17 protein-coding genes are annotated in these 19,641 nt (G+C 70.4%); 9 read left to right on the forward strand and 8 right to left on the reverse strand.

Going from position 1 to position 19,641, the window contains the following annotated elements; all coding sequences use genetic code 11:
- Positions 1-17: 17 nt before the first annotated feature.
- Together ACQBAT_RS07205 and ACQBAT_RS07210 are read left to right on the forward strand one after the other, a co-directional pair.
- Positions 18-1,508, forward strand: coding sequence for a glycosyltransferase (locus ACQBAT_RS07205; RefSeq protein WP_420745822.1), 1,491 nt, complete (start codon positions 18-20; stop codon positions 1,506-1,508).
- 28 nt (positions 1,509-1,536) lie between these two features.
- Positions 1,537-2,649 (forward strand): glycosyltransferase family 1 protein, encoded by a 1,113-nt coding sequence (locus ACQBAT_RS07210; protein ID WP_420745821.1) that lies wholly within the window; start codon positions 1,537-1,539, stop codon positions 2,647-2,649.
- Here ACQBAT_RS07210 and wecB read toward each other — a convergent pair.
- A complete protein-coding gene (wecB, locus tag ACQBAT_RS07215) occupies positions 2,638-3,714 on the reverse strand; it encodes a non-hydrolyzing UDP-N-acetylglucosamine 2-epimerase (RefSeq protein ID WP_420745820.1) in 1,077 nt (358 codons plus the stop codon). The genes ACQBAT_RS07210 and wecB overlap by 12 nt on opposite strands.
- A 79-nt stretch (positions 3,715-3,793) precedes the next feature.
- Between wecB and ACQBAT_RS07220 the strand changes: the two genes are divergently transcribed.
- Complete coding sequence (locus tag ACQBAT_RS07220) at positions 3,794-4,993, forward strand: glycosyltransferase (RefSeq protein WP_420745819.1); 1,200 nt, start codon at positions 3,794-3,796, stop codon at positions 4,991-4,993.
- Complete coding sequence (locus tag ACQBAT_RS07225) at positions 4,990-6,147, forward strand: glycosyltransferase (protein WP_420745818.1); 1,158 nt, start codon at positions 4,990-4,992, stop codon at positions 6,145-6,147. The genes ACQBAT_RS07220 and ACQBAT_RS07225 overlap by 4 nt, the downstream gene beginning before the upstream one ends.
- An 8-nt stretch (positions 6,148-6,155) precedes the next feature.
- On the opposite strand, the gene ACQBAT_RS07230 is transcribed toward ACQBAT_RS07225, so the two are convergent.
- On the reverse strand, positions 6,156-7,085 hold the full coding sequence (locus tag ACQBAT_RS07230; protein ID WP_420745817.1) for a lysophospholipase: 930 nt from the start codon (positions 7,083-7,085) through the stop codon (positions 6,156-6,158).
- A gap of 93 nt (positions 7,086-7,178) precedes the next feature.
- Here ACQBAT_RS07230 and ACQBAT_RS07235 point away from each other — a divergent pair, with 93 nt between their 5' ends.
- Positions 7,179-8,498 carry a nucleotide sugar dehydrogenase gene (locus ACQBAT_RS07235; protein WP_420745816.1) on the forward strand — a complete coding sequence of 440 codons (1,320 nt, stop codon included), beginning with the start codon at positions 7,179-7,181 and terminating at the stop codon, positions 8,496-8,498.
- Positions 8,495-10,516, forward strand: a complete 2,022-nt coding sequence (locus ACQBAT_RS07240) for a DUF6541 family protein (protein WP_420745815.1) — start codon at positions 8,495-8,497, stop codon at positions 10,514-10,516. Before ACQBAT_RS07235 ends, ACQBAT_RS07240 begins: the two co-directional genes overlap by 4 nt.
- Positions 10,517-10,712: 196 nt before the next feature.
- Here ACQBAT_RS07240 and ACQBAT_RS07245 read toward each other — a convergent pair whose 3' ends face one another.
- From ACQBAT_RS07245 to ACQBAT_RS07265, 5 genes are all read right to left on the reverse strand, one after another.
- Positions 10,713-11,174, reverse strand: coding sequence for a hypothetical protein (locus ACQBAT_RS07245; RefSeq protein ID WP_420745814.1), 462 nt, complete (start codon positions 11,172-11,174; stop codon positions 10,713-10,715).
- 71 nt (positions 11,175-11,245) lie between these two features.
- Entirely contained in the window at positions 11,246-11,656 is a 411-nt protein-coding gene (locus ACQBAT_RS07250; RefSeq protein WP_420745813.1) for an acyl-CoA thioesterase, read from the reverse strand.
- 52 nt (positions 11,657-11,708) lie between these two features.
- A complete protein-coding gene (locus ACQBAT_RS07255) occupies positions 11,709-12,485 on the reverse strand; it encodes a glycerophosphodiester phosphodiesterase (RefSeq protein ID WP_420745812.1) in 777 nt (258 codons plus the stop codon).
- 36 nt (positions 12,486-12,521) lie between these two features.
- Complete coding sequence (locus tag ACQBAT_RS07260) at positions 12,522-13,340, reverse strand: HAD-IIA family hydrolase (protein ID WP_420745811.1); 819 nt, start codon at positions 13,338-13,340, stop codon at positions 12,522-12,524.
- 75 nt (positions 13,341-13,415) lie between these two features.
- Positions 13,416-16,199, reverse strand: a complete 2,784-nt coding sequence (locus ACQBAT_RS07265; RefSeq protein ID WP_427197756.1) for a hypothetical protein — start codon at positions 16,197-16,199, stop codon at positions 13,416-13,418.
- Between the two features lie 252 nt (positions 16,200-16,451).
- Here ACQBAT_RS07265 and ACQBAT_RS07270 point away from each other — a divergent pair, with 252 nt between their 5' ends.
- The 3 genes from ACQBAT_RS07270 (at position 16,452) to ACQBAT_RS07280 (ending at position 18,760) form a co-directional block, all read left to right on the forward strand.
- On the forward strand, positions 16,452-16,814 hold the full coding sequence (locus ACQBAT_RS07270) for a hypothetical protein (protein ID WP_427197757.1): 363 nt from the start codon (positions 16,452-16,454) through the stop codon (positions 16,812-16,814).
- 107 nt (positions 16,815-16,921) lie between these two features.
- A complete protein-coding gene (locus tag ACQBAT_RS07275) occupies positions 16,922-18,169 on the forward strand; it encodes an IS256 family transposase (protein ID WP_420746812.1) in 1,248 nt (415 codons plus the stop codon).
- A 69-nt stretch (positions 18,170-18,238) separates the two neighbouring features.
- On the forward strand, positions 18,239-18,760 hold the full coding sequence (locus tag ACQBAT_RS07280) for a VOC family protein (protein WP_420748676.1): 522 nt from the start codon (positions 18,239-18,241) through the stop codon (positions 18,758-18,760).
- A 75-nt stretch (positions 18,761-18,835) separates the two neighbouring features.
- Here the strand turns inward: ACQBAT_RS07280 and ACQBAT_RS07285 are convergent, their stop codons facing one another.
- Positions 18,836-19,630, reverse strand: a complete 795-nt coding sequence (locus ACQBAT_RS07285; protein ID WP_420748677.1) for a spermidine synthase — start codon at positions 19,628-19,630, stop codon at positions 18,836-18,838.
- Positions 19,631-19,641: the final 11 nt, after the last annotated feature.

A 19,641-nucleotide genomic window follows, 5' to 3' on the forward strand; every position in this document is an offset into this window, starting at 1 on the left:
ATGAGCAAGGACCAGGCATGAGCACCAGCGAGGAGATCTCCCGGGCTGAGGACGTCCCGGTGCGGCGCCTGCCCCTGATCCGTGGACGCGCACCCCGGGTGGTGTCCCTGGTCTACAACGACGCCAGCCGGGACTCGCGCGTGCTCAAGACGACCGCCACGCTGCGTGCCGCGGGGGCCGACGCCCGCATCGTGGCCTCCGCCCGGGACCACCTCGGCCACCCTGCCGGCGTCGGGATGGTGGGCGACCTCGAGGTGCACCGCGTCGCGGACCTCAGCCTGGTCCGGATGTTCCCGCGGTTGGCGCAATCCTGGCGCAGCTATCGCGCTCGGGGCGCCGCGCAGGCGATCCGCCCGGCGCCACAGCAGGCGGACGCGACCGCCGATGGTGGGATGCGGCATCCGGGACGGGCATCCGCCCCGGCGCAGGCCAGCGCTCCCAGTCAGGCCACGTCAAGCGTGCCCACCCCGGCCCAGGCGAGCGCGCCCACCCCGGCCCGCTCGGGCCCCGTCGCGCTGGCGGCCGATATCTGGATGCGGACGTATGGAACCGCGCGCCTGGCCTACTGGTGGCTCGGTGCCGTCCGCGAGGCGCGCGCGCTGCGCCCGGACGTCGTGCACAGCAACGACGCCAACGCCCTCGTGCCCGCGCTGCTGACCACCGTGGGGACCGGCGGCAAGGTCATCTACGACTCGCACGAGCTGTGGCGCCACCGCAACATCCTGCGCCGCAACCGCTGGCTCGCGCCCTACGTCGAGGCTGCGATTGAGGCGGTCGGGATCCGGCTGTCCGCCGGCGTGATCACCGTCTCGCCGTCGATCGCGGAGTGGCTGCGGCGGACGTACGCGCTGCCGACCCTCCCCACACTGGTCCGCAATATCCCCACCTCGCGCGGGCTGCCCGACCCGGCGCAGGGGCGGTTGCGTGAACTCGCCGGGCTGGGTGCGCAGGACCGGGTCGTGTCTTATGTCGGCGGGATCACCACCGGGCGCGGGCTGGAGGAGACGGTCGACGCCCTCGCGCTGCTGCCCGCGGACACGCACCTGGTGCTGCTGGGCTATGGCGACCAGCGGTATATCGACGGGCTGCTCGCCCGGGCCGCGGCGGCGGGCGTGGGGGAGCGCGTGCATCTGGCCGGGGCGGTGCCGTCGGCGGAGGTGCCGCAGGCGCTGGCCGATGCCGATGTCGCGGTGGTCTTCGTCCGACCGATCTGCCTGTCGTATGAGTTCTCGCTGCCGAACAAGCTCTTCGAGTCGATCCACGCGGGGTTGCCGATCGTCGCCGCCGACCTGCCGGACACCGCCGAGGTCGTCCGCCGGTATGGCGTGGGTCAGGTCTTCGACGCGACCACCCCCCAGGACTTGGCGGACGCGATCCGGCAGGTGCTCGCCGACCCCGAGGCGTATCGCGAGGCGTCGCGGGCGGCTGCTGCTGAGCTCACGTGGGAGCACGAGGCCGGCCAACTGGTCGACCTCTATGCCCGGGTGTTGGAGGGTCGCCGTGGCTGAGGCGGTGGGCGGAACGCGGCTGCTGATCATGTCCTTCAGCACCTTGCGCTCGGACGCGCGGGTGCTGCGACAGATCCGGTTGTTCACCGATCTGGGGTATGCCGTGACCACCCTGGGCTACGGACCGGCACCGGAGGGGGTGATCGAGCACTTGCAGCTGCCGGAGGAGATCGTGAGTTGGCACAAGGACCGCCGGCGACTGATGACGCGCCGGTTCGCATCGGCATACCGGACCTCGCCCGTCGTGGTGGCGGCGACCCGCCTGCTGGCGGGGCGCGAGGGGAGTTTCGACGTGGTGCTCGCCGACGACATCGACACGGTGCCGCTCGCGCTCGACCTGGCGCCGCGCGGCGGGGTGCATGCTGACCTGCACGAATACCACTCCCGGCAGCGTGAGGAGTTGCTGCGCTGGCGGCTCTTCGTGGCGCCCTACTACCGGTGGCTGGTGCGGACCTACGGGACGCGCGCCGACTCGGTGACGACGGTCGGGCAGGCGCTGGCCGCGGAGTACGAGCGCGAGTTCGGCCTGCGGTGCGGGGTGGTCTACAACGCGCCGGGGCGGGTGGATCTGCCCGTGGGCGAGGTGCGGTACCCGATCCGGATCGTGCACGCCGGTCACGCGACCCCAGGCCGGCTCGGAGTGGTCCTGGAGGCGATGGACCTGGTCACCTCGGCGGCGACGCTGGACCTCTACCTGGTCCAGGGTGGCGGGTATGCCGCGGAACTCGCCGAGCGCTACGCCGACCACCCTCGCATCACCACGCATGACGCGGTGCCGCCGGCTGAGCTGGTGCAGACGCTGAACGGCTACGACGTGGGGATCCACATCCTGGCGCCGGTCTCCTTCAACCATCGGTACGCGATGCCGAACAAGCTCTTCGACTATGTGCAGGCGCGGTTGGGGGTGCTGATCGGGCCGAGCCCGGAGATGGCCGCCGTGGTGCGCGAGCACGACCTGGGGTGGGTGAGCGAGGACTTCACGCCGGAGGCGGTGGCGCGGGCGATCGACGCGCTGACGGTGGAGGAGGTGGCCCGGGCCAAGGCGGCGAGCGGCGTGGCCGCGGCGGTGCTCTGCGCCGAGGAGCAGGTCGCTGGATGGGCCGAGCCGGTGGCGGCGCTGGCCCGCCGCTCACGCGCGTGAGGTGAGGACCTCCACGACGGTCTGCGCCGCCTGGCCGTCGCCGTAGGGCGCGGCGTCGGTCGGCCGGGGCTCCTCGCGGGAGGCGGCGGTGGCGATCTGGTCGGCGGCATCGTCGGCCCCGGGTGAGACGAGCACGTTCCAGCCCAGCTCGACGGTCTCCACCCATTCGGTCTCGGTGCGCACCGTGGTGCAGGGCGTGCGGAGGGCGAAGGCCTCCTTCTGCAGCCCACCGGAGTCGGTGACGACACCGCGGGCGGCGTCGACGGCGCCGATGAGTGCCGGGTAGGGGAGCGGGTCGCGCACCGTGAGGGATCCGCCCTCGAGATCCAGACCCTGGTCGGCGACCTTGGCACGGAGGCGAGGGTGGGCTAGCAGCACCACGGGGTGGTCGACCTGCTGCAGGCCGGTGATGATGCCGGCCAGTCGGTCGGGGTCATCGGTGTTCTCGGCGCGGTGGATGGTGGCGATGGAGTACTCACCGGCGGACAGGCCCAACTCGTCGAGGGCGGCTGCGGTGTCGGTGAGCTCGGCGCGGACTTTCATCAGCACATCGACCATGACGTCGCCCACCAGGACCGAGCGCTGCGCCAGACCTTCGCCGGCGAGGTGGTCCATCGCGACCTGGGTGGGGGCGAGCAGCAGGTCGGCGGCATGGTCGGTCAGCACCCGGTTGTGCTCCTCGGGCATCGCACGGTTGAAGGAGCGCAGCCCGGCCTCGAGGTGGGCGATCGGCAGATGCATCTTCACCGCGGACAGCGCGCCGGCCAGGGTGGAGTTGGTGTCGCCGTAGACCAGCACCCAGTCGGGCTGGTGCTGCTCGAGCACCTCGTCCATGGCGGCCAGCATCGCGCCGGTCTGTCGGCCGTGGCTGCCCGAGCCGGTGCCGAGATGGACGTCGGGGTCCGGAATGCCAAGGTCGGTGAAGAAGACGTCGGACAGCATGGGGTCGTAGTGCTGACCCGTGTGCACGATCACGTGCTCGACGCCCTGCTCGCGGCAGGCATCGGCGATCGGGGCGAGCTTGACGAACTGTGGGCGGGCACCGACGACACTGAGGATCTTCACGGTGCTCAGGGTAGTCGCGGTCCGCAGGGCGGCCCGTCGGTCGGTCATGGTGGCCGGCGCGCGGGTTAGGTTGGCGTCCATGCGCGTCCTTGCCGTGACCACCTGGCTGCCCACGCCCAGCCACCCCTCGATGGGCAGCTTCGTGGTCAAGGACGCGCACGCGATCGCCTCGCTCGGCCACGAGGTGCTGCTCGCGCACCTCGTGCCGCCTCATCAGGGGCGGGTCGCCGGTGATGCCGAGGTCGGCGACGGGCTCGCTCGGTTCGACGAGATCGAGGGGCTGCCAGTCGTGCGGATCCCCATGTCGACCAGCCGCCCGGACCACATCGTGCGGGCCCGCCGGGCGTTGCAGGGGCTGGTGCGGCAGGCCGACCTGCTGCACACGATGGCCTTCTCCAGCCTGCTGCCCTTTCCCAGCATGCTCCCCCTACCAGGCGCCCGCCCCGACCTGCCCTGGGTCCACACCGACCACTGGTCCGGGCTGACGACTCCGGAATCGCTGCCCCGCGCGTGGCAGGTGGCACTGCCAGCGCTGCTGCCCTTGCTCCAGGGGCCGGATGTCGCGACGGCGGTGGTGGAGCGGCTGGCCCGTCCGATCCGGGAGGTCCGCGGAGATCGCCCGACCGTGGTGGTCCCGTGCGTGGTCCCGGCGCCCCCCGGTGGTCCGCAGCCGCGCCCGGCCGACGACCTCAACCCCAACCACAACCACACCCTCAACCTCGTCGGGGTCGGCGGCCTCGTCGAGGGCAAGGACCCGCTACTCGCGGTCGACGTCGTCGCTGAGCTGCACGCGCGGGGCACCCCCGCCACCCTGCGACTCGTCGGTGACGGACCACTCCGCGCGGACATCCGCCGCCGCGCCCGCGAGCGCGGCGTGGCCGATGACCTCACTCTCGTCGGCACCCTGGACCGCACGGGCGTGCTCGCCGAGCTCGCCCGGGCCGATCTCTTCCTGGGACCGACTCGCTCCGACAACTTCTATGTCTCGGCAGCCGAGGCGATCATCTCGGGCCGGCCAGTCGTGGCCGGCGCCAACGGTGGGCACGCGGAGTATCTCGATCCGAGGGTCAGCCGCCTCGTCCCGGTCCAGGAGGCCAGCGCCTACGCCGACGCCGTCCAGGACCTGGTCGCCGCCACGGCCCACCTCTCGGCGAATGACATCGCCGCGACCCTGGGCCATCGCTTCGAGCCCGAGCAGGTCGCTCAGGGCTACCAGCAGGCCTACAACCAGGCGGCGGAGCTGCGCGCCCAGACCACGCACCGGAGGCGACGCGGATGAGTGGGGGAGAAGCGACATACGGGGGAGTCGGGGCGCAGCGCCCGGGCGAGGGGCGCGCGATGGTCTTCCACGCGCCCTACCCCCTCACCGGCGGGACCGGGTCGGCGGTGCGGCCGGTGAAGATGCGCGACGCCTTCGTGGAGCTGGGCTATGAGGTGATCGAGGTGACCGGGCGCGGCGCCGATCGGCGCCGCGCCACCCGCGCGCTCGCTTCCCGGCTGCGCGACGGCCTCGAGGTCGATTTCGCGTATGGCGAGAACTCCACGATGCCGACTCTGCTCACCGAGCCGCACCACCTGCCGACCCACCCCTTCGTCGACCTCCGCCTGCTGTATCTGTTGCGGCGCAACGGGATCCCGGCTGGGCTCTTCTATCGCGACGTCTACTGGCGCTACCCGGAGTACACCGAGCGCGTCAACCGGATCGTCGCCACCGGCACGCGCACGCTCTACCACGGGGAGTTGCTCGCCTACGGTCGCTGGCTGGACCGCGTCTACCTGCCCTCGGATCAGATCGCCGCGGTCGTGCCGCACCTGCGCGCCGACCAGCCGCGCGCGCTGCCGCCGGGCGGCGCGGTGCTCGACGAGCCGCGCGTCGAGGGTCCGTTCACCGTGCTCTATGTGGGCAATCTGTCGCACTACTACCGCATGCACGAACTGTTCGCAGCGGTCGCCGCGACGCCGGACGTGCACCTGCTGCTGTGCACGCCGCCCGAATCGTGGGCGGCGGTCCGCAGTGGCTATGAGCGCTGGCTGGGCCCGCGCGTCGAGGTCGTGCACGAGCGGGGCGAGGGGCTGCGGCCGCTGTTCGCGCGCGCCGACGTCTGTTCCCTGGTCGTCGAGCCGTCGGAGTATCGCGACTTCGCCTCGCCGGTGAAGCTCTATGAATATCTCGGGCACGGCAAGCCGGTGATCGCGAGCGCGGGGACGCTGGCGGGGAGCGTGGTCGAGGAGGGCGGCCTCGGCTGGCAGGTCCCGTATGCCGCAACGGATCTGGGTGCGCTCCTCACCCGGTTGCAGGGCGAGTGGCGCCGGGCGGGGCGCGGCGAGGTGGGTGAGGTCACCGAGCGGGTGCGCGCGGCCCGCCACGGGCATACCTGGGCGGCGCGGGCCCGGGAGGTGGCGGCGGATCTGGGATCGCTGCGGCGCCCTTGACGCCAGCCTCAGCGCGGCGGGAAGACTCCGTCCAACCACCCGATGAGCTGCCCCTCTACCTCATCGCGGTTGGTCTCGTTGAAGACCTCGTGCCGCGCGTCCGACCAGACCTGCGTCGTCACATCCCTCAGCCCCGCGGTCCGGAAGAGCTCAGCCACCTCAGCGACCGCGGGGGCGCCGCCCACCGGGTCTCGCTGACCCGAGACCAGCAGCACCGGTAGCGCCTTCGGCATCTGCGCCACCGTCGAGGGCTGGCTCACCCAGCGCAGACCGGTGAGCAGATCGCGGTAGAAGCCAGCCGTCGCATGACCGCCGGAGAGCTCGTCGGCGACATAGGCATCGACCTGCTCCTCGTCGCGGGTGAGCCAGTCGAACTTGGTTCGGTTCGGGCGGAACGGCCGGTTGTTGGGCCCGAGGGTCAGCATCTCCATCAGCGGACTCACCGCCCGCGGACCCCGCACCCGAGCCTCCGCACGCGCCACCAGCCACCCCACATACCCGCGCAATCCCGGGTTGCCCGCCGTCCCGGACAGCACCAGCGCATCCAACCGATCGCCATAGCGGGCGGCGAAGGCCCGCGCCAGGAAACTGCCCATGCTGTGCCCGATGAGAACGACCGGCGCCCCCGGGTGCTCGGCGCGCAACCGGTCGGTGAGGAAGACCAGGTCATCCACCACGTCGGCGAAACCGTGCTCATCCCCCAGGTGGCCGAGCGCCTCCGGACCGGTCGCGGTCCGGCCGTGACCACGGTGATCGGCGGCGTGCACGGCATACCCCTCGGCGGCCAACCGCCCGCCCAGGTGGGCGTAGCGCGCAGCGTGCTCGACCATCCCGTGCGCGAGCACGATGATGGCGCGGGGCTCACCCTCGGGGGCCCAGCGGTGCACGTGCAGCACGGTCCCGTCCGGCGTGGTCAGCGTGCAGGTGGTCGCGTCCATGTCGGACAGGGTATGCCGCGCTCCGCCACGTATCCTGCTTGGCAGGCACGGGCATCCCCGCGCCCTCCTCATCATGGACGGACCGGAGAGCAGATGAAGATCGCGGTTGTCGCGCTGGGCAAGATCGGGTTGCCGCTGGCGGTGCAGTTCGCCGATGCCGACCCCTCGCACGAGGTGATCGGGGTGGACGTGAACCAGCAGGTCGTCGACCTGGTCAACGAGGGCGTCGAGCCGTTTCCGGGGGAGGCGCACCTGGCTGAGAAGCTGGCCGAGCTGGTGCCGGCGGGGCGGTTGCGTGCGACGACCGACTATGGCGAGGCGATCCCGGGCGCGGACGCGGTGGTGCTCGTGGTGCCGCTGTTCGTCGACGAGGAGAGCGGCGCGCCAGACTTCGGGTGGATGGACGACGCCACCCGTTCCCTGGCCCAGCACCTGACCCCAGACTCGCGCACGCTGATCTCGTACGAGACCACGCTGCCGGTGGGCACCACCCGCCAGCGGTGGAAGCCGATGATCGAGGAGATCTCCGGGCTGAGGGAGGGTAGCGATTTCCATCTCGTGTTTTCGCCCGAGCGCGTCCTGACCGGGCGTGTCTTTGCCGACCTGCGCCGCTATCCCAAGCTGGTCGGCGGGCTGAGCGAGGAGGGCACCGCGCGCGCGGTCGAGTTCTACGAGGCCGTGCTGTCCTTCGATGATCGCGAGGACCTGCCCCGGCCCAACGGTGTCTGGGACATGGGCACCGCCGAGGCCGCGGAGATGGCCAAGCTGGCCGAGACGACCTATCGCGACGTCAACATCGGCCTGGCCAACCAGTTCGCCCGGTTCGCCGACGGTGTCGGGATCGATGTGCACAGGGTCATCGAGGCCTGCAACTCCCAGCCCTACAGCCACATCCATCAGCCCGGGATCGCGGTCGGCGGGCACTGCATCCCGGTCTACCCGCGCCTCTACCTGTCCACCGATGACCAGGCCTCGGTCGTGCGCACAGCCCGCGAGGCCAATGCGGCCATGCCCGCGTATGCCGTGGAGCGCGCCGCCTCCGTGCTCGGCTCGCTCGAGGGGCTGCGGGTGGTCGTGCTCGGCGCGTCCTACCGTGGCAAGGTCAAGGAGACCGCCTTCTCCGGTGTCTTCGCCACCGTCGATGCGCTGCGTGAGCGCGGGGCGCAGGTGCTGGTCCACGACCCGATGTACACCGAGCAGGAGCTCGCTGGTTTCGGCTGGGAGCCCTACGTGCTCGGCGACGAGGTCGACGTCGCGATCGTGCAGGCCGACCACCCCGAGTACGCCGAGCTGTCCACCGAGGACCTGCCCGGCCTGCGTCTGCTCCTGGACGGCCGGCGGATCACCGACCCCGCCCGCTTCGCCGGCGTCCCGCGCCTGACCATCGGTGGGGGTGAATCCAGCATCGCATGAGCTGGGGGGAGGTCGCACCGGGTATCGCCGGGCTCGCGCTGCTCTGGGTGCTTCCGGGGTATGCCGTGCTCCGGCTCCTCGGAGTCCGTGGACTGATCGCGTTCGGCGGGGCCGCCGCCGTCACCTCGGGGCTCTCGGGAACGCTCGCGATCATCTATGCCCTGGCCGGGGTGCCGTGGTCGCTGGTCAGCCTGACTGCCGGGCTGCTCGTGGCGGTGATCATCGCCGGGACGCTGGGCATGCTCCTCCACACCACCCAGGCGCCTGCGGGGGTGGCGGTCGCGGGGGAACGGGCGTTGCGGCATACGGAACGGGCGTGGTTGGCCCTCACCTGGGCGATCGGCGGGATCGCGATCGCCGCCTCGATGATGGTCGGGATGCGGCGCGCCGACCAGCCGCCGCAGGCGTGGGACGCGGTCTTCCACCTGAACGCCATCTGGTTCATCCGCGACACCGGCAACGCGTCCTCGGTCGCCGGCCTCGCCCCCATGTATGCCGACACCGCAGCCCCCTTCTATCCCGCCACCTGGCATGGGCTGGTCGCGGTCGCACCCTTCTTCCCACGCGCGACCGAGGCGGCGAACGCGTCCTCGTTGGTGATCGGGGCGGTGATCTGGATCGCCGGCCTGGTCTCCCTGGCCCGCGTGGTCTGGCCGGCGCGGGCGCTGCCAACCGTGCTCGTGCCAGTGCTCGCCGCGACCTATGTGACCTTCCCGGCGATCGCGGTCTCGATGCTCGCCGTCTGGCCGTATGCGCTGTCGGTCGCCTGCCTGCCCGGCACGATCGCGCTGCTCATCGCGACCTTCCGCGGGATCCTGTCCTGGCGAATGCACCTGGCGCTGGGGATCGGGCTGGTGTGGGCGGTGGTCGGCGTGGTGCTGGCGCACCCGTCGGGGCTGTTCTCGCTGATCCTGCTGGCGCTGCCACTGGTGAGCGTGCTGCTGGCGCGGCAGGTGCGGCGGATGTCGCGCAACCGGTGGGGGCTGGACTGGCCGGCCTGGTTGCTGATGGCGATCTGGTGTGCCGCGGTGATCGGGGTGATCGCGTTCCTGGTCACCTTCCCGCCGGTGCGGGCGATCATGGACTATCAGCGGGGCGGGCAGGACAGCTATCTCGGGCCGATGGGGTCGATGCTGATCGACCACCCGCTGATCTACGTCTACAAGATCACCTCGGTGAACCTGGTGGGGACGATTCTTGCGGCGGTTGGTGTCGTGCTGGCGATCAGGTGGCGGCACGCACGGTGGCTGATCGTCTCGCTGGCGGCGGCGATCGCGTTGACGCTGCTGGCGGCTGGGCCGCCGGAGCAGCCGGCGCGGGTGCTGGCCGGGTTCTGGTACACCCAGACCTCCCGGATCAACCAGTTGGTCCTGGTGCCGGCGATCATCCTGGCGGCCGGGGCCGGGTCCTGGCTGGCGCGGGCGGCCGCGAGGCGGTTGGCGTTGCCGCTGTGGGGACCGGCCGTGGTGCTCGTGGTGGCGCTGATCGCGCTGACCTCGGGGCTGCGGTGGACGACGCAGACCCAGATCATGGCGTCGACGTATACGACCTATCCGATCGCCTGGGGCACGATGCTGGAACCGGAGGAGATCGCGATGATCGACCGGGCGGGGGAGACGCTGCCGGACGATGCCGTGGTGCTCGGCGAGCCGGTGGCGGGGTCGCCCTACCTGTTGCACCGCGCCGACGTCGACGTCGTCTACCCGCACCTGACCCCGATCGTCGGCAGCCCGGAGCGGATCCTGCTCGCCGGGCACTTCCGGGAGTGGAGCTGGCGGCCGGACGTGTGCGAGGCGGTCCGCGAACTCGGCGTGACGCATGTGTATGCCGATTCCCTCACCTTCGAGCATCCCTACAACGCCAAGTACGAGCGGGACAGCCAGGGGCTCTACAACCTCGAGCCGACCGAGGGCGACTCCTGGCACAAACTCGACGAAGGCGGCCACGCTTCCCTCTGGGAGTTCACCGGCTGCGACGACAGCAACAGCACCAGCGACAACAGCACCAGCGACAACTGACCCACCCTTTCCCACCGGACGCGCACGGTGCTTCCCTCAGGTGCCACCGGACGCGCGTGATGCTCGCCTCAGGTCCCACCGGACGCGCGCGGTGCTCGCCTCAGGTCCCACCGGACGCGCGCGGTGCTCCCCTCAGGTGCCACCGGACGCGCGCGGTGCTCGCCTCAGGTGCCACCGGACGCGCGCGGTGCTCGCCTCAGGCAGGCGCGCCGGGGACTGGCCCCTCCCGGGTGTCCTCGCCGGCGTGGGAGTCATCCCGGTTCGCCGGGTGGTCGTCCTCCTCGCCCACCTCTTCCGCCTCGGGGGAGTGGGGGAAGCCCTCGAAGGCGGCGAACGCCGGGTGCGAGTGACCGATGATCTCGGCGATCTCCGGGGTGACGGCGTCGGCAAAGGCCGTGCGCCCTTCCTCATCCATCCCTTCCAGGTTGGCCACCACGCCGCGGGCGGCCTCGTGGTCATCCCCGCCGGCGCCGACGCCGAGCTCGACCAGCTTGGTGGTCCAAGCCTCGCGTCCTTCCGGGCTCAGCTTGCGGGCCACGTCCTCCAGGATTTCGGCCAGGATCCCCGGCTCGGCGGTCCGCAGGACGTAGTGGGCGCGCGCGAGGTCGATGTCCTCCTGCGGGGGCCTGTCGTTGTTCTTGAACAGGCCGAACACCATGGTGACTCCTTCGTCCTGGAGGCGGGTCCAGGGTGTGAGGACCGGCCGAGGTGTGGGGTTGTGCCGACAGATTAGCGCGACAGGGGCGCCACTGGTCGGGGACGCCGGTCCGCGCTGATCGCCACGAAGGTGAACTCGGCGCGGGTCACCAGGTTCGCCTCGTCCTCGTGCCGGTTCCGCGCCCAGGCCTGGACGTCGGCCTTCATCGAGGAGCGGCCCACGGAGGTCAACTCAGCGAAGACCGAGACCTCGTCGCCCACGAAGACCGCACGGTGGAAGGACATGCTCTCCACCGAGACCGTGACGGCACGGCCGCGCGCGTGCAGCGAGGCGACCGAGGACGCGGCCAGGTCCATCTGACTCATCAACCACCCGCCGAAGATGTCGCCATAGACATTGGTGTGCGCCGGGATCGCCGTCACCCGGATCATCGGGGCGGTCGTCGGGGGAGCCTGTGGAAGGACTGCGGTGGCCTGGGTCATCGAACCTCTCTCGTCTGTTGTGCGATCTTCGCTCAGTGCGGGTGCCGCTAGTTCAGTGCCACTGACCCCTGGTGACCAGCACATCCTTGAGCAGATCCGCCCGGTCGGTGACGATCCCGTCCACGCCCTGATCGAGCAGCTGCACCATCTCGGGCACGTCGTTGATCGTCCAGACATGCACGAACTTGCCGGTCTCGTGGGCAGCCTCGACCGTGGTGGGCGTGACCACCTCGATCCCATAGCGATCGGCCGGGACCTGCAGCCCGTCGACCCCGCGCAGCGCCCGCGCGACGACGCTCGGGCGCACCAGGGACGGCAACTGCGCCGCTGCCCGGAAGGCTGCGACGGTCCGTTGTCCCGCCGAGGTCACCACCGGGCGGGTCAGCCGCATCACCGCCTCCTGACGGCGCGCGTCCGAGAAAGAGGTCACGCACACCCGATCGTGCGCGCGGGATCGTTCGATCACCCGGACCAGCGGGAGGATCGCGCCCTGGCTCTTGATGTCGATGTTGACCCGGAGCTCGGGCCAGCTGCCCAACAGATCCTCGAGTTGTGGCACCGGCTCGGTCCCAAGGACGCGCGCACGCGAGACCTCGCGCCAGGAGAGCTCGGGGATGTCGCCGGTGCGGTCGGTCACCCGGTCCAGGGTCTGGTCGTGGAAGGCGAGCAGCACGCCGTCGCGGGTGGCGTGGACGTCGGTCTCGACGTAGCGGTAGCCCAGGTCCACGGCCGCCGCGAAAGCGGGCATGGTGTTCTCCAGCCCTGCCGTGGAGAACCCCCGGTGAGCGAGCGGGATCGGACCAGGATGGTCCAGGTATGCCGTGCGCACACCCCGAGCGTAGTTGGCACCCGGGCGGAGCTTGAGTCAGACCTCCTCGGTCGGCGGGTCGAGCTCGCTCTCGGCAGGGGCCTCGGGCACGAGTTCGCCCACACCGTACAGCACCTCGTCGGGGCGGAAGGGGTACACGTCCAGGACTGACTCGTCACTGATACCGGTCATCACCAGGACGGTGTGCAGGCCAGCTTCCATGCCGGCGACGATGTCGGTGTCCATGCGGTCCCCGATCATGCCGGTCGTCTCGCTGTGTGCGCCGATCTTGCGCAACGCAGACCGGAACATCATGGGGTTGGGCTTCCCCACGACATACGGGACCTTGCCAGTCGCGGCGGTGACCAGAGCGGTGATCGCACCCGTCGCCGGCAGGATGCCGTCCGCGCTCGGGCCGGTCGGGTCGGGGTTGGTGGCGATGAATCGTGCCCCACCGTCGATCAACCGGACGGCGGTGGTGATCGCCTCGAAGGAGTACTGCCGCGTCTCGCCGATCACCACGAAGTCGGGGTCGGTGTCGGTCATCGTGAAGCCGGCGTCGTGGAGGGCGGTGATGATGCCGGCCTGGCCGACGACATACGCGGAACCGCCGGGCTTCTGGGAGGCGAGGAAGTCGGCCGTGGCCAGGGCGCTCGTCCAGATCCGGTCCTCCGGGACGTTCAGCCCGGAGGCCGAGAGACGGGCGGCGAGGTCGCGCGGGGTGAAGATCGAGTTGTTGGTCAGGACCAGATATGGCGTGAAGGTGTCGGTCCAGTGATCGATGAGCTCGCGGGCACCGGGGAGGGCGTGGTTCTCGTGGACCAGGACGCCATCCATGTCGGTGAGCCAGCACTCGATGTCGGCACGGGTACGCATGGATTCAGCGTAGAGCTCCCGTGTTTCTGGCCGGTGAACGCCGCGATGCGATTCGTCAGGCGAACCCCGCCCCGCTCAGAAGGGTGGTGGGTCGTCGTCGCGGTTGTCTTGGTGGTCGGTCCAGGGGGTGGCTGGCTGGCTCGGGTCGTTCTGCCCTGGCTGCTGGGGCCTTTTCGCCTGCTCGGTCTGGGGCTCCCTGTCGTCGTGCAGGTCGAGGAGTTGTTCTGGGGTGGGGTGGTCGGGGGGTGGGCCGGGGCGTCGTTGGCCGTTGTGGTCGGTGTGGTGTAGGTGTCCCCAGTCTTCGATGGTGAGCCAGTCTTCGGAGCCGACGATGTCGTCGTGGGCTTCGGTGCGTTCGCCGGGGTTGCGGTGGACCAGGGCGGCGTAGAGGAGCTGGTTCATCAGGTCGCGGCGGTAGGCCAGGTCGGCGCGGTCCTGCTCGCTGCGCTGGCGCAGCAGATCGCCATATCGGGGATTCGTCCCGGCCGCTGAGGGGTCTGGGGGTTCGGGTGGGGTGTGCGGGGCCTTGATGGTGAGGCGGTCGAGGTATTGGCGGTAGTCGTGGCCGCGGGTTCTGGCGACTTGGCCGAGCAGGGTGGTCCAGGTGAGGTCGCGGCGGCGGTTCATGATCGATGCCCAGAGCTTTTTGGTCTTGCGGGCGTGGTCGAGGGCTTCTTTGGAGTTCAGGTTGATCTCGGCGGTCCAGGCGTGGGTGGACCATTCCTTCTCGTGGTCGATCTCGCACCTGTCGGCCGGGCGGCGCGAGCCAGGGCCGCGCCCGTACCTGTCCGCGGCCCAGATCTGCCGTTTCATGTCCGCGTCGGGGGTGCGGGAGGAGGTGGAGCGTTCGATACAGCGCCCGTCGGCCGGGTCGTACAGGAGCCGGGAGAGCACCGATCCTGGGGTGAGCACGATCTGCCGGGCCTGCCGGGGGGTGATGAACCCCGAGTTCCACCCAACCAACTCCCCCACCCCCCTCGGCGCCCGCCGCCCAGCGGGTGGCATCGTCCCGTCCCCGGGCCGGCAGGGCGCGCCAGGGGCGCACCGCGAGTGCGGAACATCCAGATCCAAGCCCACCCCAGGTTCGCTCCCAAGGCCCGGGACAGAGCCCTCCCCAGGATCTGGGGCAGAGTCCTTCCCGGCCTTCGGGTCAGGGTTCTCCTCAGGGTGGGTCTCGTCGTGCTCGTGCTTCTCGTGCTGGGACGTGGACGGTGGGTGTCCCACGGGGGTGGTGCAGTGTGGGCAGACGGCTCCGATGAGGCTGTCCCAGGGGATGAGGAGCTCGACCTTGCCGGCCGGGGTCGCGTTGATGATCGCGCGCAACGCGTGGGCGTCTTCGGGAGTGATCACCTCATCAAACAGGCTCTCCTGGCCCCCGGCCTGGCAGGAGCACCCGCACCCGGCCCCGGCCCCAACACCGCACCCAGCCCCGGCACTGCCCCCGGCTCCGGCACTGCCCTCGGCACTGGTATCTTCACCCTTGGTCCTGTCACCGCGGCCGTCTTCGCTGTCGTTGTCGCTCGTGTCGTTGGGGCTGCCGGTGAAGTTGCAGGCGTGGCTGCCCTCACAACTGCCCTGGTTGCCGGGCAGGGTGAGGGTGCCGTGGATGAGGAGGATGGCGGTGATGTCGGAGCGGAGTTGGGCCAGGGTGCGGGGGTCGCCGCCTTTGCGGGCGCGGCGGGCCATGTCATCGATGCGGGTGATGACCGCGATCCCGGTGACGGTCCCGAACTGGGCCAGCAGGTTCGCCACGCCCTCCTCCCCGATATCGAGGCGGGCGTCGCGGGCCGCGTGGGCGGCGTCCCTGACCCGCTGTGTCTGGTCTTCGTCCTGGGTACTGGCGCGGGTGATCTCGCGTGCCAGAGCGGCTTTGAACTCGCTGTGATACCAGGGCTTGCCGGGCACGAGTTCACCGTCGGGGTCCAGACGTTCAACAGCGGCGACGTCTTTGTCGGTGCCGAACATCACCAGCGACACCCGTGCTGTCTGGTCTACGGGGAGGGCCCGGGTCTGGGCCTGGAAGGTGATGATCTGCTGTCGGACGATCTCGCCTCGGCGTAGCGCACCGAGCAGGTGGGAACGGATCGTGCCGGGCACGGTGGCCAGCGCGACCTGTTGGCGGGCTTGCCAGATACCGATCCCGGACAGCACGCTCACCTCTCCAGCCACAGCAGCCTTGGTCTCTGCCCGCCAGGACTGGTGCGCGCTCTTGGACAACGCTCGCGGGTCATCCACCCCGCGTCGGCCCAGCAGGGTGCTGCCCGCGGCCATGACCAGGTCCTGGGTGGAGACCAGCAACGCGGCCTCCAGCTCGCACTGCGCGTGCCGCATCGCTGCCATCCCGTCCAACACATCCCCGGCGGTGGCCGGCACCGGCACCCCGTCGGTCTCGGTGCCATCAGCAGCGACCTGCGCCGAGATCGCCCCCACCCACCTAGCCGCCGACCCCGCATCCAACCCCAGGCCCTCCAGCCCAGCGATCGCGACCGCCACCGGATCCGGACCAGCCACCGGCCCACCCCCACCACCGGCACTCTCACCGCCGACCCTCTCGCCGTCGCCGCCGTCACCGCCGCCGCTGTCACCGTCGCTGTTCTCGTCGGAGTGCTGGGTGGGCTGGGGTCGAGATGCGTCCTGGGCGTGGGTGAAAGTCGCGGGGCGTGGCCCTTCGCCGCCGCTGCTGCTGTGATCGTCGTTGCTGCCGCGGCCGGTCGTGGTCGGCTGCAAGGGTTCGTCAGTGGCCGCTGGTAAGAACCCAAGTACTTCATCCCAGTCCGCCCGTTCGACCGCATCACGCTCACGCTCATCGCGCGCCCGCTTGTCACGTTCTGGTTGTTCACGCTCTGGCTGCGTCGCCATTCCCACCTCACCCCGCTTCCCTCCACTAGACCGGGACCATCCAGAAAGCCCCTCTTCCTGAACTACCACCCACCCTAGAACACACCTCCGACATACCCGACAGTTGTCCACAACCAAGATCCCCGAGAGCACCCCACCCACGGGGATGTGGACAACGGCTGATCCAGCATCCGATGGCTCGGAGACCCACCTGATGTCGGTCGTGCCCGCTAGCGTCAGTTTCACCAGCTCACCACGCTCAGGAGGACGAGGATGACCACCGTCGGCACACCGGTCTGGATCGATCTGGACACCACAGATCTACAGTGCGCCCAGGACTTCTATCGCGAACTCTTCGGCTGGACCTTCGAGCCGTTCGGCGGTGAGGGGAGCCCCTACCTGATGATCCGCCAGGACGGCGGCTATGTCGGGGGCATGGAGGACGTCAGCGGCAAGACGCGCGCCAGCGATGAGAGCGCCGCCCGCCAGGAGAGCGCCGCCCGCCAGGAAAGCGCCGCCCGCCAGGAAATCGACTCAAGCGCTGGGCACAATGACACCGGAGAGCCGCAGCCGGCACCCGACCGCTGGAACGTCTTCCTCCAGGTCGACGAAGTTGAGTCCCGCATAGTGGTGTAGCGCGGTAGCTGAAGTCGTCGTCTCCGGCGTGTACGTCGGACGAGGACGCGGCCACCGCGTGATCCTTCGAGTGAACCTCTCACAGCACCCTCGAACGGAGTCACACGATGACCGCTCCTCACATTGTCGACCCTGCCGGCCTGCTCGGCGAAGCCCTGGCCGAGGCGAGTCCGGATCTGATGCGGCACCTGCTGCAGTCGATCATCAACAGCCTGCTGTCCGCGGACGCCGACGCCGTCGTCGGCGCCGAGTACGGCCGGCCCACCCCCGACCGAGTCGCCCAGCGCAACGGCTACCGCCGCCGCCCCCTGGACACCCGGGTGGGCACCCTGGAGGTGGCGATCCCCAAGCTGCGCAAGGGCACCTACTTCCCCGAGTGGTTGCTCGAGCGGCGTAAGCGGGCCGAGTCGGCGCTGATCACCGTCGTCGCCGACTGCTACCTGGCCGGGGTCTCCACCCGGCGCATGGACAAGCTCGTCAAGACTCTGGGCATCGACTCGTTGTCCAAGTCCCAGGTCTCCCGGATGGCCGCCGACCTGGACCAGCTCGTCGAGGAGTTCCGCCACCGCCCGCTCGGGGACGCCGGCCCGTTCACGTTCGTGGCCGCCGACGCGCTGACGATGAAGGTCCGCGAGGGCGGGCGCGTCATCAACGCCGTCGTGCTGCTGGCGACCGGCGTCAACGGCGACGGGCACCGCGAGGTCCTCGGCATGCGGGTGGCCACCAGCGAGACGGGGGCGGCGTGGAACGAGTTCTTCGCCGACCTGGTCGCCCGCGGCCTGAGCGGCGTGCGGCTGGTGACCTCCGACGCGCACGCCGGTCTGGTCGAGGCCATCGCGGCGAACCTGCCCGGCGCCTCCTGGCAACGCTGCCGCACCCACTACTCGGCCAACCTGATGTCGGTGACGCCGAAGTCGATGTGGCCGGCGGTCAAGGCGATGCTGCACAGCGTGTACGACCAGCCCGACGCATCGGCGGTGCACGCGCAGTTCGACCGGCTCATCGACTACGTCACCGACAAGCTGCCCGCGGTGGCCGAGCACCTCGCCGGCGCACGCGAGGACATCCTGGCCTTCACCGCCTTCCCCAAGGACGTGTGGACCCAGATCTGGTCCAACAACCCCGCCGAGCGCCTCAACAAGGAGATCCGCCGCCGCACCGACGCCGTGGGCATCTTCCCTAACCGCGACGCGATCGTCCGCCTCGTCGGCGCCGTCCTGGCCGAGCAGACCGACGAGTGGGCCGAAGGACGCCGCTACCTCGGACTCGAGGTGCTGGCCCGCTGCCGCGTCAACATCGTGCCCAACACCGAACCCGAGATCGGAGCCGATGCCCTACCCGCGCTGACCGCCTAACCCCCTGTCGAAGGAGCACAGCGCTACACCACTACCCGGGACTTGACCGTCGACGACATCCACGCACGCATGGATCTCGCGCGCTCCGCCGGGGCAACCGTGCTCGTCGAGCCCGGCGAGGCGGGCAGCGCGGGGATAGCAGGCGCGCTCGTCGACCCGTCCGGCGCCTCCGTCGCGCTGTGGCAACCCGGCGACATCGCAAGCTTCGATGTCACCGGCCGCCCTGGCACCCCCGTCTGGTTCGAGTTGATGACGCTCGATTTCGAGGCCTCGGACGGCTTCTACAGCAAGGTATTCGACTTCGACCTGCACCAGATGCCGGGCGAGGGGATGCGCTATGCCACCAATAGCGCCCAGCAGTCCGCCACCTCGGGCATCTGTGAGGCCAACGAATGGGTGCCCGAAGACGTCGGCTCCTACTGGCGCGTCTACCTCGCCGTCGAGGACTGTGACGCCTCGGCTGCCCAGATCCAGGAGCTGGGCGGCAGCCTGCTGGACGGCCCGATGGACTCTCCGTTCGGCCGCCTCGCCACGGTCGCCGACCCCAACGGCGCGACCTTCCAGATCATCCAGCCCCCGGCGCGCGGCTGATCATCGCCTCAGGCAGTCCACAATCCTCCGGGGCGTCTGGTGCGCGCGCCTCGACGCCGCAGCTCCCGCCGGCTCTCAGCGCAGGCGCACCAGACCCTCGTCCGGCGGAGGGGGAGAGGCCTCGCCCACGTCACCGAAAGGCACGGCCCCACCCTCGCTACGCTGCGTCTCCGCGCTGGTCCGCCACGTCGTCGGGAAGGTCGCCCGCGCCGCGGCCCGGCGCAGGGACACATCGTCCAGCGGGCGGGCCGAGCCCACGATCACGACATTGCCGTACCGCTTCCCCTTGGCCACCTCACGCAGCATGAACACGCCCGTGTGCGGCAGCGCGGTCCGCAACGTGGCCGTCAGCCGCGCCACCCACCGCAGCCCGGGTTCGTCCGCCGCGTTCATCAGGAGCAGCCCTTCCGTCCCCAGCACTCGAGCCAACTCCCGTGCGAACACCATCCCCGCGAGCGCGGCAGGCACCCGCCCCTGGTCGTACGCATCCACCACCACGACATCGGCCGAGCCGTCCCGCAGCCCACGGATCCCGTTCTGACCGGTCTCGGGACGCACCCGGATCCGGTGGCCACGGGGGAGCGGCAGCTCGCGCCGGACCAGCTCGGTGAGCGCAGCATCCGGTTCGAGCACGATCTGCGGACTGCCCGGATGACGCCGGTGCACCCACCTGGCAAGCGTCATACCGGCGCCTCCCACATGCGTCACCGCGAGCGGCGCGGGATCGGGGCGCAGGGCGTCGACCACGAGCGCGAACTGTTCGACGTACTCGAACACCAGCAGCCCCGGATCATCCGGGTCGACGTAGGACTGCGGGTGCCCGTCCCGCACGACGGTCGCGCCGCCGCGCTCGTCCCAGACGATCTCCACTCCCGTATGTC

It is taken from the genome of Ornithinimicrobium pulveris (genome assembly GCF_050261105.1).
Taxonomy (GTDB): Bacteria; Actinomycetota; Actinomycetes; order Actinomycetales; family Dermatophilaceae; genus Ornithinicoccus.

Coding starts and splice junctions, on each gene's coding strand:
- ACQBAT_RS07205 (WP_420745822.1), top strand. CDS start 18: ATGAGCACCAGCGAGGAGATCTCCCGGGCTGAGGACGTCCCGGTGCGG.
- ACQBAT_RS07210 (WP_420745821.1), top strand. CDS start 1,537: ATGTCCTTCAGCACCTTGCGCTCGGACGCGCGGGTGCTGCGACAGATC.
- ACQBAT_RS07220 (WP_420745819.1), top strand. CDS start 3,794: ATGCGCGTCCTTGCCGTGACCACCTGGCTGCCCACGCCCAGCCACCCC.
- ACQBAT_RS07225 (WP_420745818.1), top strand. CDS start 4,990: ATGAGTGGGGGAGAAGCGACATACGGGGGAGTCGGGGCGCAGCGCCCG.
- ACQBAT_RS07230 (WP_420745817.1), bottom strand. CDS start 7,085: ATGGACGCGACCACCTGCACGCTGACCACGCCGGACGGGACCGTGCTG.
- ACQBAT_RS07235 (WP_420745816.1), top strand. CDS start 7,179: ATGAAGATCGCGGTTGTCGCGCTGGGCAAGATCGGGTTGCCGCTGGCG.
- ACQBAT_RS07240 (WP_420745815.1), top strand. CDS start 8,495: ATGAGCTGGGGGGAGGTCGCACCGGGTATCGCCGGGCTCGCGCTGCTC.
- ACQBAT_RS07245 (WP_420745814.1), bottom strand. CDS start 11,174: ATGGTGTTCGGCCTGTTCAAGAACAACGACAGGCCCCCGCAGGAGGAC.
- ACQBAT_RS07250 (WP_420745813.1), bottom strand. CDS start 11,656: ATGACCCAGGCCACCGCAGTCCTTCCACAGGCTCCCCCGACGACCGCC.
- ACQBAT_RS07260 (WP_420745811.1), bottom strand. CDS start 13,340: ATGCGTACCCGTGCCGACATCGAGTGCTGGCTCACCGACATGGATGGC.
- ACQBAT_RS07265 (WP_427197756.1), bottom strand. CDS start 16,199: ATGGCGACGCAGCCAGAGCGTGAACAACCAGAACGTGACAAGCGGGCG.
- ACQBAT_RS07270 (WP_427197757.1), top strand. CDS start 16,452: ATGACCACCGTCGGCACACCGGTCTGGATCGATCTGGACACCACAGAT.
- ACQBAT_RS07275 (WP_420746812.1), top strand. CDS start 16,922: ATGACCGCTCCTCACATTGTCGACCCTGCCGGCCTGCTCGGCGAAGCC.
- ACQBAT_RS07280 (WP_420748676.1), top strand. CDS start 18,239: ATGGATCTCGCGCGCTCCGCCGGGGCAACCGTGCTCGTCGAGCCCGGC.